The following is a 12715-nucleotide window of genomic DNA, read 5'->3' as shown; positions in this document are numbered from 1 at the left end:
AATTTAACTTGTGAGGGATGAATTGACTTTCTTGACAAATTCGGGAAGAGAGATTGCGCTCATTTTCATATCGGCAACGAAATGTTCCAGTCCCAGAGGATAAGAGCCGTAACGCTTGACATAAGTTTCAACAGCAGTCTTTTCGGGTTTTTCGGTTGTGAAGGTTAAATACTGAAAAATCGACACTTCAACACCATAGACCTCCCCTATACTTCCGCGCTTAATGTAAACCTCCTTGAATTTCCCGCGGCCGGCCTTATTTTCAAGCGCATTGATGGTAAATATCTTTCGCTGCTCCACCTCATTGAGCGCTAAGAGCTTTGCTACCTCTGTATAATTTCCCCTAAACTTGGACTGATCGAGCAGGCAGATGGTGTCGGAACTTGCAAGAATGGAATCCTTTATTACAGCATTCCCGATAATATCGCTCAGTTCTTGCGTCACCACAATCGGCTCTCCCCAGAATTTCCTCATCGTTTTATAGAGGTAAAGAATGTAGTTCGCCATTAGCGGAGAGGCAATTGCCTTCCACGCTTCTTCCAAAATCATCGCTTTTCGCTGGCCCGTACGGTACCTCATTTTCTGCAGTACCAGATCCATAATCACCAGCGTCACTATTGGAAAAAGAACACGGTTTTCCTTTATGGAATCTATTTCGTACACAATAAAACGCTCTGTAAAATCTGAAAGATCAGCGCTTTCGTTGAGCAGCCTACCGTACTCTCCGCCAAGACAGAATTTTTTAAGTACGTAACGGTATTCATCAAGATCGAAACTGATCTTCTCGTTTTCCTTGATCTCCGAAATCTTAACGATCGAATAATGGTAGAAAGAATCAAAACACAGCGCATAATCAGCCTCTCCTAAAAAGAAGTCTGAATAGTAGGCCGAGAGTACATTTGAGAAAACCGTATCCTCAATCTGCGATACGCTTCCCTCTGCACCCTTTAAAAGAAGTCCGATAAGTGTTTTGAGGAAATCCTTCTTTTCTATGTTATATTCTGCTTCAGAAATAAGAAAGGGATTCATCGTGATCGGATTCTCCTCGGTATAGGTGTAATACTTTCCTCCAAAATAATTGCATAGCCCGGAATAGGAATGTCCTACATCAACGATCACGATATCGTAATTGTAGAGCATATACTGTTCAAGCAGGCTGTTCATAAAAAAGGATTTACCCGTACCAGAGCTGCCCAGAACAAATTTTGAACGGTTGGTAATCCTGCCAGATTCCATAGGGAGATCAGCTGGATCTATGCCTACAGGGATTCCTCTCCTATCGGTAAAGCGCATGAGAAACTTGGAGGGCTCATCCCGCATCAGCCGTTCCTTGTAGAACAGGCAAAGGGCCGCATCCGAAGTGGTGAGGAACCAGTCGTATTTTTTCAGTTCCACTGCATTTCCAGGCAAGGCACTCCTAAAGAGTTCCATCTGGTTATAGGCATTCTTGGAGGGGATAATCCCCTGCTGAAATAGGGAAGCTTCAATAAAGTTACAGCTGGTATCCAGAAGTGGAAGTTCGCAGCAGACCAATAAAGAATAGTGCGCATTGACCAGCAACTGGTTTTCCCTTGCCACATCGATGAGCAACTTATCAATATCCTCCACACACATCTGATTGGCTGGATCAGGAACTCCGGAATGCCGCTTTCGCTTCAGCTGCAGTTTGTTCAGGGTGATGCCCTGTGAAGGAATTTCAATTAATTGGTTATAAACAAGACTTTCAATACCCGGAACTGATGACAGGAAGGAAAGGTTGTCCATCGGAAACTCCTGTAGTCCTTTCCCGTCGCTGGCCATTAAATATGGCCCAATGGATTCAGGCATATCAATGGAATCGATATTGACCAGGCTCATGCAGCGGATCACCTTTTCCCCAATACCTATTTCAGTATCCCCGGCCCTTAAGTTATTGAGCGAAAAATGGTCTGAGGAGAAATCCATGGCCAGCATCCGCGAAATATAGCGTTCTATCTCACCGCGAGATAATAACTTTGGCAATACCGATGCTCCTTTCAATAGTTCACAGACCTTGGCAATATTGGATACAAAATCAAAAAGGGCTTTCCTGTCATAAACGTACATTGCCCTTCGTTTGACCTGACGGGTTATAACCAGATAACTAGAGTGCTCAATATATTCCCTCCCTGAAAAATGCTCATCATATTTTTGCTGAAGGGGTTCACTTTGCACTTTTGGCTGAAAAGTCTTTTTCGCAAACACATCCTGTTTCTGAATGATGTATCCTTCTCCTAATATCTTGATTACATTAAGAAGCAAAAGATGGTAGGCCTGGTAGCCTGCCGGATCAGCGGAATAAATAAGTACCGGATTTTCAATAGAAAGAATTACCGAAAAATCGCCTGACTCACCATAAAGAACCGAAAGTCCGCTAATCTCTTCTATTCCGGCATATGGCAGTTTAAATTCCTGTTTTCCCATAACCTCGCCTTAAATAAATACGATGAATGAATATCTCCCTGGATCTGGTCTTATCATGAAGACCGGATGCCTGCTTGGAATATGTGTAGAGGAGCCCACCGGCTATTGAAAGAATGGTTAAGAGGCCACCTATATACATATTGAGGAGCGCACCGGCTAAGCCTCCGGTGACCAGTCCAAGGCCTAAGGAAGAAATTCCATAAGCAATATACTTCCCTTTGAAACCGCGATAAACAAGGGGCTTTTGAAGCCCCTTGTAAACTGGATACATCCTCATGCTATACGCCAAAGAAAGCCTTGATCACTACCGATACCAGAACCAGAAAAAGGCAGGAACCGCCCCAGCCCATAATTTCTTTGTTGATGTCCTGATCTCCGGAGTTCCATTTGATATACACACGGACCCCACCGATAATACCTACCACGGCACCAATCGCAAGGGTGAGTGTAGAAACCGGATCTACATAAGAGGTCAGCGAGGAAGTCGCCGCATTAATTCCTGTTGTTCCTCCCCCAGTCTGGGCGAAAACTGCCTGCACTAAACCCAATAGCGCGGCCAATGACAAAAGTCTTTTGCTTTTTCTTGTCATAAAAAAATTGATTTAAATTGAATAAAATTGTATTTACAGTCCGAAAAGACCGCGGAGGAATACACCGATGAGAGATAAAAAGAGGCATGAAAAGAACCATCCCATAACCTGCGCATCGATGTGGTGCTTGCCCATCTGCCAATTGGCATAAACCCTAAGCCCACCTAGGATTCCTGCGATTGCGCCAATAACCAGTACCAGATCCGAGAGCGAAAAATACCAGCCTTTCACCTCTGCCGAGGCGGAATAAAACTCTGAGATTCCTGGCTGAGCATTAGCGGAAAAAGTTAAGAGCAAAAAAAAAGCAACTGACGCCGCCCTTAAAAAGAATGAAAAAAACCTCATGGAGTTTAGTAAGGTATTGCCCGCGTATGTTCGATGAGGTTGTCTTTCGCAAGGGAAAAAAGCTGTTTTAGTCCAATGCCTCCACTTGAGCTAATTGGACCTGTTGGCAAGTAAGGGGCTGGTTTCTCCTTTTTTTCTGAATCCGTAGCAACAGCCTCCTCTGCTTTCTCTTCCAGGGTAATCAGCTCAGGGGTAAATGTTTGTGCAAAGAAAAGCTCGTCTTCCGGAGTTTCATCTACACTAACTCTTTGAGATAGAAAAAGATCAAAAAATAAGTTCAGTAAATAATAAACCAGATATACAATAAAGATTATGGTCAAGAAATTAGTCCAGCTCATGGGTCATTTTTTTTAGGGTTTGAGAAATATATTCATTTAGCCAGGGGTGGCTTTTTAAAAACTGGTGGAGGGAAAAAACAATGACCCGCGTCATATCGATATTGGATGCGGCCTTTAATTGCCTCAGCTTGCTCATTGTACGATTATCAATCCGGATAAGGATTTTCTCCTGCCCATCCATATTAAAGTCCCGCAGGGATGAGAGAAAACTAGCTAGACCCTTGGCGTTCACGGCCGTTTCTTTGGATTCAGTTTTTTTTACACCAATCTTTTCAGCTCCACGACTGGCCTGGGATTTTTCCAGCAATCCCTTTTCTTCTTGGATCCTTGATTTCAATTGATCGGCAAGGGACTTGATTTCGCTCATGTTGATATACCTTTCTTCATAAAGCTGCCATAGATAAAGTCCATTGCCGGCATAAAAACTGGAATTAAAGAGGCCGGGATATGGATGGTTCCTACCCGCTGAAAATCGATGCGATCAGAAATACCGGGAGAAATCTTTCCAAATCTGGATAGTACCTTGTCTACCTCTTCCCTGGTTTCATACTTTACGGTTGTTTTAATCCTATTTGGCACATACACCATGGGAGATAAATTATTGATCTCCCGACAGACAAGCGAAAAGAGCACTGTACTGTCTACAGAAAATTCATCATAATTAAACGGGCAGATAATGAGTTCCGCTGAACTGATAATGGGAATCAATAGATCATCGTCCATTTTACCTGGAAGATCAATGAGCACAAACTCGTCCCTGTTTTGGTTAAGCAGTTCCAGCAGAGCCGGGAAGTACTTAAGATCAGAGGGAATAACCTCGTAGATGGGGTCGTTCTCCAGAATCTTTGCCTTTTCAAACTTGCCTGAAATCGAAGCCTGGTAGTCCATATCCAGAACGGTAACCTTCTTTTTTTTGAGCATGGAGAGGAAATAGGCCAGTAACAGGCAGAGTGTACTTTTACCGGCTCCCCCTTTCTGATTTCCAATTAATATTACCATAAGCATAAAAATTTAACGTGTATTGGTTCTTGCTTTTTTTTGCCTGCGCCTGTTCCGTCCGAGGATCTGCTCATCATCAATATCATCAGAGATATCTATATCCAAAGAGAATTCGCCAATGGATATACAATCATGCATTTCACCCTGGTCAGCAGGAAATATTGACTCTGATGGATTTTCAAGGAGCATCTCTTCCTTTGGAGAAAACTGATTTTCATAAATACCCTCCGAAATGGGTATTAACGTTTTTACTTCTTCGGTTTGGCGTAAAGTCTCCATAAACTTAGTCAGAGACATAATATCGCCACCTTTAAAAACTTCCTTGGTGGAATGGTCTAAAATGGTATAGCCATATGGCGGCTTGTCACCTTTAAAATGAAATACAAACTGAAGGCCGAATGAAGAAGATAGTTTTTCGCTTAACTCAGAGGTATAGCCTATTACTTTTCCCTTTTCGCCACCTGGAAAATCTTCCCTGATCGCTTGGATTCTGGAATCGGTAATTGGCCTATATTTTTCAAAAATCTGTTTCAACTGTTCCTTTCTTTTCTGGTCAGGTGAAAACCGGGCAATCTTTTGTTCTATTCTATTTAAGCTAACACTACCCACTTTTTCACCATACTTTGAGAGATGAAGCGTATCCTCCATAACTTTCAATCCATATCCCTGCCTTTCAAGCAACATCATAAACTGCGCCCTATTAGAGAAGCTGTATTGAAGTGCCTTTGTCAAAGCTTTTTCGGAAGCTTGTTTCTCATCATTACCGATAAGTTTATTTAGCACTCTATAAGCCCTGATCTTCTCAAAGCTGTCCGAAATCTTTTTCCCTTCCAGGTCTATTCTTGAAGAGACCATATGGATGTGATTATTCTGCGTGTCCTTGTGAAAAATGAGAAGGTAAGGCTGTTTCCCATAACCCATCCCCTCTAGCCAACCTTCGGCCAGTGTAACTAGTTCCCCCCTGTCCAAGCTTCTGCCCTTTGGAGATATCATTGCATGAAATTGCGGATATACAACCCTGCGGTTTCTGCTCGCTAGGGATGAGAGGTAGTTTATATAATCTCCAGGCCTGATCTCAGATAACCCTTGCAGCGCCCCAAAACCGGATACCTTTACCAGTTCTCCCTTATTTTTTTCAACTTTATTGGTATTGTACCTAACTGCCCTAAAAGTCTTTGACTTCCAAAGAATTTTTACAATCATAAACTAAGCCTTTAATAACCTGAGTAATTCCCTGGTTGCTCTCTCCATTCCTCTAAATATTGAAATGTAATCAGTAAAAATCGTGTTGAACTGAAGTACAATTTCAGCAGAGAGCATTCCTCGTTTATTTAAAAAGTTCGCATGCCGGGCAAGCTGGTTAATGTTGTTTCCTGACCTACCGATCTCCGCACCGATCTGGTTCAGGTGTTTTAAAACTTCAACAGCATTGATTTTATTTGAAACCGCAGAGGAGATTAAAAGCCTTTGCCGCAAGAAATCACTTTCTTTCAGTCCAAGGGAAAGCCAAAGGTTTCGGAGTAAAGAATATTCTTCCTCGGTAAATCTGGCCTTAATGAACCTGGTTCTTTTACCATCTAATTTTAAAGGCCTCCCATTCTTTTTCTTGGTCATATTCAACAATTAAGGGACATCCTCCAAAGAAGAAAAAACTAGTTGCGACGTTTTTTCCATCCCGCTACGCCCCAAGGCGTAAAAAAAGCGGGCAAGTTATAGGGTTTTTGAGCAACAAAAACACAACTTGCAGGCTAAAAAACCAAAATACACCTACAACAACGAAAGGAGAAAAACCAAAAAACTTAAGCTTGGTTTATTAGGATTTTGTTAAAAAGTATTCCGGCAAAACAGAAAGCCTAAAGCTATCTTTGCCAGATGGAGCTGCAGGAATTAGAAGAGTTTTTCAAGAATTGCCAGAGACCGGAAATGCCTGTGTTTTTAAATGAGGCAACAAAAGTAACGGACTTCGATTTATTTCTAGAGAGCCACTTAGGGCCACTTAGGGCTAATCCGGAAAGTAAAATCAATAAGCCACTATTAGTAAGACTAAAAATGATGAAACTTATCATTGAGTCTAACTAGCTAAACATATATCCACATATTTCTATATAAGAATATCCACATATACCGATAGAGGCATATTGATATTTAAGCATATACAGATATAATTATATCTAAATAGCTCAATATTTACATACTTATATATTCATATATCAACGTGTTATACCAAAACCACTCTCTACACTAAAAGGCATAGGCTTAACAATAGATTTTTCAATTTTCCTTATATCAGCCACAAGCTTTTCATTATAATCCTTAAACCCTGCATATTTGAACGAACAGTCTATACTGCCATTAATATCAACAATAAATTCTTGAGTAGCTGAAATTCCGGCCTTATCATGGTCAAAGTAAAGTTCAATGGAACCAAATTGTTTTGCTCTGGCTTTGGCAGCCTGTAGAAAGGAAAGGGAATTTAATACCAATATGGAAGCGGGATCATTCGGATGTTCGACTTTCCAGCTCAAAAAATCAAAGTAACCTTCAAAAACACCTAGGCGGTCAACAGACCCCTGCAAAAAACTCATCCCCTTATGCCCCAGGCAACCCTTAAAATATTTGTTCCGTACCTCCCAGCCACCATTCTCATTTGGCCAGGCTGAAGCAAAGTAATTCCTGCGATGATTGCTACTATCCATGACCGAGTAATAAAGTTCATACAAATAACCACCTGCAATGCTTTGCACTCCCCTGCCTTTAAGATAAGAGCTGATGACATCGTTGCCGATTGCCTCATTTACTGCTTCTACTTCATATCTTGGAACTTTGACGGACGAGGTCCTTCGGGAGTTATCAACAGGCACATCCGCGGTTTTCTCGAGGTTTATTTTTGCATACTCTACGATTTTCTTAAGAACCTCAGGAAAGCTTGAGGGATACCAATATGCAAGGCCAAAATCGATTATGCTTCCACTTTTTATTCCCGATACTCCTGCGCCGCCATGGTCAAACCAGACTCCCAGATTATCATTTACACAAAGTGAGGCCGTATATTCTTCACGCAACATACTTAGAAAAAAATACTCTCCCCCTGATACTTTCTGGGGGCTGAACCCAAGGTTCTTCAAAAGATCGAGGAGCGATACTTTCTCCTTGATCTCATTAACGTTTAAAAAAGCTGACATAACGATTTAGTTTTAGAAGTTTCAGAAAACAAAAAAGGGGCTTATCGCCCCTTTAAGATAGAACCCAAAAAGAAGGGCCTCTATATATGTAAGTTCGGAACTACTCGCGTCGATTTCTACAAACCGGACTTATTGTCTGCCAATGCGCTTTCACCTTTTTGACGTCATCTCAAAGCTTCGCAAAATTCCCTTCAATTTAAAGGGTAATGTTTCATTCCTAAATGTCAAAGACCAACTCTTTTGTTGGCTCAAAATTCAGTATGTGCAAGACGTGTTATTGACACTATGAAATTAGTGCGAAAGATTTTTTTGAGGCTATTTTTACCTTGGCCTGGAAGTTATTTCATAGAGATCAGATTTGTTATAAATTTCACATCCAACCAGTTAGTTGATTACAAGTCCATTTTTACCAAAAGAAAAAAATTCTCATTAAATCACTACCATTTTATTTACAAAAACTATAACACTTTTATTTAGGTGTGTATTTTTTTTAATTTGGATTATTTTGAGGATATCCTGCGATATAAGAAAAATTATACAAGCTGAAATTGGCAATTTGGTTGATTATCAATTAAACTTAAGTTTTCTGGCAATATGATCGTTTATGGCATTTCTCATACTGTCTAAATAAACAGTATATCCCTTGCTTTTCCTTCTAGAAATATCAATGAACTTGCGGTATGCGACACCCAAATCTACATTTAAGCTCTTTTCAAGAATATCAACGACCTGGGATATATCTGCTTTTCCATTATTCAATGACCCCATAAAATATATGCCATAGGCAAGTTCTACAAGCTTCACTTTATCGTCTGTCCATCTCAGGTTTGAGTTTTTTGACAACAATTGAAATATTGAGGATTCTGGGTCGCTGTATACCAGTTTGATGCGTGTCAATATAAATTCCCGCAAATGTTCATACGCACGGAATTTAGCAAAGGTATAATCTCCCTTTGTCTCGAATTCACCAAAATTCACTGCGGGAAGTATGTTCTGCCTATTGCGCCTTAAAAAGTATTCTTCATCTAGTGCGCTCTGGTCATTGAGATAATATTGGTAAAGAAATTGATTTTGTTCAAAATATCTTCTTACGAAATCTATTTCCCTTATGTAATAATTTCGGATTGCCTCGTCTGTATCTACTGGAATATTCGAGACAATATTGAACTGTTCTACAATAAAAATTTTCCAACTGTAAAACTTGGGCTTGATCTGTTTAAAGAAAAATATCTCTTCTGCTTCCGAGGAAAAACCTAATCGGTTTGCCAGGGAATTTAAACGGATTGTGCTGCTTTCTATCATTTCAAGGGAGGAGGATAACCTAAGCAGATCACTTATAAGTTCATTTTTTCCAGCATGAAGCTTAGAGGTCATTTCCAGGTACAGCTGTTCGGATTGGGGGATTAACATACACAAAGGATTTAGATGAAAAATAGGTTTATTTTAGGCAGCTAAAATTCAGCCTGCGTTGCTGCAAATTGAATTATTGCAGGCATAGAATCAAGTTGCCCATCGGTTGCACAAATCCTCAACCCCCTGGAAAAATAGTATTTACAAAGAATCCGATTACTATTTCTTTCTTGAAATTAAGGCCTGAAAATATCTTCGTCCTTGTTAAAAGCCTATTGGTGTAACTCCAATAGGCCCCGGTGTAAAAACCTTTAACCGCAATATTATTGAACCTAAATTGTAGGTAAAAATCACATATGAATTATCAATTTACTTTTTTTGAGGAGCATTTTCAGAGCTTACAGACCAAGACCAGCTTTGCAAAAAACTACACCGTAGAATCGAAGAAAAACCTCGAAAGAGAATATACCAGACTGATCAGATTTTTTAAGGATATCGCTATTGACCTAAACAATAAGGAAAAAGTTAAGGTATATTTTAATTTTCACCAGCAGAATCTAACCCTATTGATGGATAAGGTTAGTAATGAAATTTCGGGACAGGGATCCAAAACGAATAAAAAAATGATAATGAGCTCACTGGAAATTCTGTTGGACAAAATGGAAAGTCTTATAAACTGGATGAGAGAAATTTTTCCCGGAATTTTCGATCACAAAGGTAAAGTGCCCAAAAGAATTATTTATTCAGAGGACTCCGGAATAAAAGAGCTGCTGAGTCTAATTGTGGACGAGCTTCAGCACCGGTGTTTCACCAAAGAAGTATTGGAATTGACCAGCGCTATATTAGACGTGGGGCAAATAGTTAGTTTTAGGGATCTGGAATTTTGGAAGAGTAGCTTTAGAGAAATACATAGAAAAATTATTGAAACCAATTCTACCGATGAATTTGGATTGGTAAAAATCTTTCTAGAAAACGGTATAAATCATAGCCAATTGTACAATCATGCAAAACTCTTAATATCAAAGGAGATCGAAAACAAAACAACATTAGGCGAGCAGATCTCATCAGTTTGCCTTTTTCGAAAAGAAATGCGCGTCTTATTCATTCAGGATCATAAGCTTCAATTTGAGAATGGCCCTGATGTTAAAAGGGCAATCAAGAGATTCTTGAGGGAAGAACTGCTTTTACTTAGAGCGATGGAGTTTGTCAATCATGAAGTTGAGGAAGCCGGAATTATGAATGCCAACTATAAGGTATCATTCTCAGTAAAACAATTGGCATTTTTTGTCCATCTGCAGATGGAAACTGGAATAATTATATGGCAAAGGGCAAAATTTGCGCACCAGTATATAGCTCGACATTTTAGCACTGTAGAACGCGAATCAATCTCAGAAAAGAGCGCAAGAAACGCGCATTATAATCATGCGAGTGAAGATATCAAAAAAGTTATAGCAAAACTAAGCGAAATGTTGGCACTGGCCCAGGAGCGATATTAAGGCTAATAGAGGAAAACTGGTGTATTGATATATGCAGTGGGGGTTGCACTCGGCTAAAAATTCTGCAACTTGACAAAACATTAAAATCACCGTTCTTTATCCCAAAAAGATTATGAACGGTGAAGATTACACATTGAAACTAAGTGCTTTCAATCCCCTCTCAGCAGGTCTCAAAACATACATTGCTACTATCGCACAAAAAATACCTTATTTAAAAGGTCAAGCGCTATTTATATCAAGGGAGAAGAATCTGTTTTTTCCCCTAATTGAAAAAGGGACACTGCACATAATTGCTATTGATAAAGACACGGATGAGGAGATTATTATTGGTACTAACCGCACAAACGATTTTTTGTATCACTTTGCTAAAATAATCCCTGGATCAAGGTATGAGCTTTATGTAGAATTTTTGGAAGATTCTTCTATAATCGCAATAAGCGAAAAGCACTTCGCCAATCTGATGAAATTGTTCTTCGATGCGTACTTGCTTGACCTAAACTTCACATCATTTCATTTCAACAGACTATTTGCAACCCTGTTTAAAATTAATAAAATCGAGTAGCCGGTTCAAAAAAAGTATCACTTCCGCTAAAACTTATTAATTATCATTTTATCGCACCCACAAAAGGTTCACTAAAAATCATTAATCAAATGAAACGACTCATCGAAAAACTTCAAAGCCTTCAAAATGCCAACGTAAATCTTGTAAGTCAGATTGCCGAAATGTTTGTTCCCAAGTTTTTTAACAAGGGTCTACTACTTAGCACACCCGACCACTCCTATCCGGAACTTTATTTTATAGAAGATGGTTTAGCCCGAGGTTACTTTATACATGAGGGGCAGGAAAACACATCGTGGATACTAGAGCATGGATTCATATTACCCACAACTTCATTTTTTTCGTTTAGCCAATCAATTGAGTATATAAATTTTCTAAAAGATAGTTCAGGTTACGCTTTAAATCTTATCCAATGGAATGAGCATGCAAAAGTAAATCCCAAATTTTCACTAATACTTCTAGAAATATACGAGGAAAATATACAGAATGTAAAGCAGAGAGAGCAAATGCTAAGGATCAGGCATGCAGAAACAAGATTTCTGCATTTCCGAAATCTACATCCAGAGCTAATCAACCTTCCCATCCATAAAATACTGGCCTCGTTACTTGCTATAGAATCAAAATACCTCTTTAAGATTAAACGCAAATACAGAAAGCAATGAATTGACAATCATATAAATACACAAATAACAATAGCATTATTACACCTACTATGGGGTGCAAAAAGAGCAAAAATCACCGAATTCGGGTAGCGATTCATACTTCTATTGTTTCGAACTTTAATCGACAATCAATAGTTGTAAGAAAGTGTAAAAAAATGGAAGATATTCATTTAAAAAAAGACAAGAGTAAAAACACTCTGTTAATAAGTGTAATCTCTGCTATGCTCATAATGTTATGGGTGTATACGGCGATCTCAAAATTGACTGATTTAGATTCCTTTCAAAGGCAATTGTACAAACAGCATCTTAACAGGAGATTGATGGACACTATGTTGTGGTTCCTGCCCGTCGCGGAAATTTGTAACTCCATGTTGCTGATTTGGCGGAAAACGCAATTTTGGGGAATGGTATTTTCATCTTTTCTAATGACGGTCTTTACGGGATATATTTCCCTTGTATTATTGGGATTTTTCGAAAAGGTACCCTGTAGCTGTGGGGGAATACTTAAAAATCTAAGTTGGACTGCTCACTTTTGGTTTAACGTTACATTTCTTTTATTGTCTCTAATTGGAACTTATTATACATTAATCGATATAAAAAATTTAAAAAAGGAGGTATAAAAAATATTTAACGAGGGGAAATTAGGTTTTGCATAGTGTAAGTCTAATGCCGAAAACCCAAAGATTAGGCGATAAAAAATAAATCTTAAACTAAACTTTTTCTCGTTTTTTGATAGTAAAAAGCGTGCATAA

General features: G+C 39.2%; 16 protein-coding genes. 5 read left to right on the top strand and 11 right to left on the bottom strand.

All coding sequences use genetic code 11. The features are described 5' to 3' along the window. Positions 1 to 3: 3 nt before the first annotated feature. The 9 genes from H9L23_RS01000 to H9L23_RS00960 are packed head-to-tail and all read right to left on the bottom strand — an operon-like array spanning position 4 to position 6328. Positions 4 to 2442 (bottom strand): TraG family conjugative transposon ATPase, encoded by a 2439-nt coding sequence (locus H9L23_RS01000; protein ID WP_187593207.1) that lies wholly within the window; start codon positions 2440 to 2442, stop codon positions 4 to 6. Beyond that, positions 2423 to 2719 (bottom strand): DUF4133 domain-containing protein, encoded by a 297-nt coding sequence (locus H9L23_RS00995; protein WP_187593205.1) that lies wholly within the window; start codon positions 2717 to 2719, stop codon positions 2423 to 2425. Before H9L23_RS00995 ends, H9L23_RS01000 begins: the two co-directional genes overlap by 20 nt. Before the next feature lies 1 nt (position 2720). Next, positions 2721 to 3032, bottom strand: coding sequence for a DUF4134 domain-containing protein (locus H9L23_RS00990; RefSeq protein WP_187593203.1), 312 nt, complete (start codon positions 3030 to 3032; stop codon positions 2721 to 2723). Positions 3033 to 3065: 33 nt separating this feature from the next. Beyond that, positions 3066 to 3377: a DUF4134 family protein gene (locus tag H9L23_RS00985; RefSeq protein WP_187593201.1), complete on the bottom strand. Its 312-nt coding sequence runs from the start codon at positions 3375 to 3377 to the stop codon at positions 3066 to 3068. Between the two features lie 5 nt (positions 3378 to 3382). Beyond that, a complete protein-coding gene (locus tag H9L23_RS00980; RefSeq protein ID WP_145859798.1) occupies positions 3383 to 3715 on the bottom strand; it encodes a hypothetical protein in 333 nt (110 codons plus the stop codon). Further along, positions 3702 to 4082, bottom strand: coding sequence for a hypothetical protein (locus H9L23_RS00975; protein ID WP_187593200.1), 381 nt, complete (start codon positions 4080 to 4082; stop codon positions 3702 to 3704). The genes H9L23_RS00980 and H9L23_RS00975 overlap by 14 nt, the downstream gene beginning before the upstream one ends. Then, positions 4079 to 4714 (bottom strand): ParA family protein, encoded by a 636-nt coding sequence (locus H9L23_RS00970; protein ID WP_187593198.1) that lies wholly within the window; start codon positions 4712 to 4714, stop codon positions 4079 to 4081. The genes H9L23_RS00975 and H9L23_RS00970 overlap by 4 nt, the downstream gene beginning before the upstream one ends. A 12-nt stretch (positions 4715 to 4726) precedes the next feature. Then, positions 4727 to 5917 (bottom strand): relaxase/mobilization nuclease domain-containing protein, encoded by a 1191-nt coding sequence (locus H9L23_RS00965; RefSeq protein ID WP_187593196.1) that lies wholly within the window; start codon positions 5915 to 5917, stop codon positions 4727 to 4729. Between the two features lie 3 nt (positions 5918 to 5920). Further along, a complete protein-coding gene (locus H9L23_RS00960) occupies positions 5921 to 6328 on the bottom strand; it encodes a plasmid mobilization protein (RefSeq protein ID WP_187593195.1) in 408 nt (135 codons plus the stop codon). A gap of 258 nt (positions 6329 to 6586) precedes the next feature. On the opposite strand from H9L23_RS00960, the gene H9L23_RS27000 reads away from it, so the two are divergent. Next, a complete protein-coding gene (locus H9L23_RS27000; protein WP_394355230.1) occupies positions 6587 to 6793 on the top strand; it encodes a DUF6965 family protein in 207 nt (68 codons plus the stop codon). A gap of 131 nt (positions 6794 to 6924) precedes the next feature. Here the strand turns inward: H9L23_RS27000 and H9L23_RS00955 are convergent, their stop codons facing one another. Continuing rightward, positions 6925 to 7896, bottom strand: coding sequence for a toprim domain-containing protein (locus H9L23_RS00955; protein WP_187593193.1), 972 nt, complete (start codon positions 7894 to 7896; stop codon positions 6925 to 6927). Positions 7897 to 8463: 567 nt separating this feature from the next. Next, positions 8464 to 9306 (bottom strand): RteC domain-containing protein, encoded by an 843-nt coding sequence (locus tag H9L23_RS00950; RefSeq protein ID WP_187593192.1) that lies wholly within the window; start codon positions 9304 to 9306, stop codon positions 8464 to 8466. A 296-nt stretch (positions 9307 to 9602) separates the two neighbouring features. On the opposite strand from H9L23_RS00950, the gene H9L23_RS00945 reads away from it, so the two are divergent. From H9L23_RS00945 to H9L23_RS26995, 4 genes are all read left to right on the top strand, one after another. Next, positions 9603 to 10742 (top strand): hypothetical protein, encoded by a 1140-nt coding sequence (locus H9L23_RS00945; protein WP_187593190.1) that lies wholly within the window; start codon positions 9603 to 9605, stop codon positions 10740 to 10742. Between the two features lie 112 nt (positions 10743 to 10854). Further along, complete coding sequence (locus tag H9L23_RS00940) at positions 10855 to 11304, top strand: Crp/Fnr family transcriptional regulator (protein WP_187593188.1); 450 nt, start codon at positions 10855 to 10857, stop codon at positions 11302 to 11304. Positions 11305 to 11393: 89 nt separating this feature from the next. Further along, positions 11394 to 11963: a Crp/Fnr family transcriptional regulator gene (locus tag H9L23_RS00935; protein ID WP_187593187.1), complete on the top strand. Its 570-nt coding sequence runs from the start codon at positions 11394 to 11396 to the stop codon at positions 11961 to 11963. A gap of 50 nt (positions 11964 to 12013) precedes the next feature. After that, complete coding sequence (locus H9L23_RS26995) at positions 12014 to 12583, top strand: MauE/DoxX family redox-associated membrane protein (protein ID WP_394355229.1); 570 nt, start codon at positions 12014 to 12016, stop codon at positions 12581 to 12583. Positions 12584 to 12715 lie beyond the last annotated feature (132 nt).

Source organism: Pedobacter roseus (assembly GCF_014395225.1).
GTDB lineage: Bacteria > Bacteroidota > Bacteroidia > Sphingobacteriales > Sphingobacteriaceae > Pedobacter > Pedobacter roseus.
This window is presented reverse-complemented; position numbering and strand designations above follow the sequence as displayed.

Coding starts and splice junctions, on each gene's coding strand:
- H9L23_RS00990 (WP_187593203.1), bottom strand. CDS start 3,032: ATGACAAGAAAAAGCAAAAGACTTTTGTCATTGGCCGCGCTATTGGGT.
- H9L23_RS00970 (WP_187593198.1), bottom strand. CDS start 4,714: ATGGTAATATTAATTGGAAATCAGAAAGGGGGAGCCGGTAAAAGTACA.
- H9L23_RS00955 (WP_187593193.1), bottom strand. CDS start 7,896: ATGTCAGCTTTTTTAAACGTTAATGAGATCAAGGAGAAAGTATCGCTC.
- H9L23_RS00980 (WP_145859798.1), bottom strand. CDS start 3,715: ATGAGCTGGACTAATTTCTTGACCATAATCTTTATTGTATATCTGGTT.
- H9L23_RS00985 (WP_187593201.1), bottom strand. CDS start 3,377: ATGAGGTTTTTTTCATTCTTTTTAAGGGCGGCGTCAGTTGCTTTTTTT.
- H9L23_RS27000 (WP_394355230.1), top strand. CDS start 6,587: ATGGAGCTGCAGGAATTAGAAGAGTTTTTCAAGAATTGCCAGAGACCG.
- H9L23_RS00995 (WP_187593205.1), bottom strand. CDS start 2,719: ATGAGGATGTATCCAGTTTACAAGGGGCTTCAAAAGCCCCTTGTTTAT.
- H9L23_RS00975 (WP_187593200.1), bottom strand. CDS start 4,082: ATGAGCGAAATCAAGTCCCTTGCCGATCAATTGAAATCAAGGATCCAA.
- H9L23_RS00960 (WP_187593195.1), bottom strand. CDS start 6,328: ATGACCAAGAAAAAGAATGGGAGGCCTTTAAAATTAGATGGTAAAAGA.
- H9L23_RS01000 (WP_187593207.1), bottom strand. CDS start 2,442: ATGGGAAAACAGGAATTTAAACTGCCATATGCCGGAATAGAAGAGATT.
- H9L23_RS00965 (WP_187593196.1), bottom strand. CDS start 5,917: ATGATTGTAAAAATTCTTTGGAAGTCAAAGACTTTTAGGGCAGTTAGG.
- H9L23_RS00940 (WP_187593188.1), top strand. CDS start 10,855: ATGAACGGTGAAGATTACACATTGAAACTAAGTGCTTTCAATCCCCTC.
- H9L23_RS00945 (WP_187593190.1), top strand. CDS start 9,603: ATGAATTATCAATTTACTTTTTTTGAGGAGCATTTTCAGAGCTTACAG.
- H9L23_RS00935 (WP_187593187.1), top strand. CDS start 11,394: ATGAAACGACTCATCGAAAAACTTCAAAGCCTTCAAAATGCCAACGTA.
- H9L23_RS26995 (WP_394355229.1), top strand. CDS start 12,014: ATGGGGTGCAAAAAGAGCAAAAATCACCGAATTCGGGTAGCGATTCAT.
- H9L23_RS00950 (WP_187593192.1), bottom strand. CDS start 9,306: ATGTTAATCCCCCAATCCGAACAGCTGTACCTGGAAATGACCTCTAAG.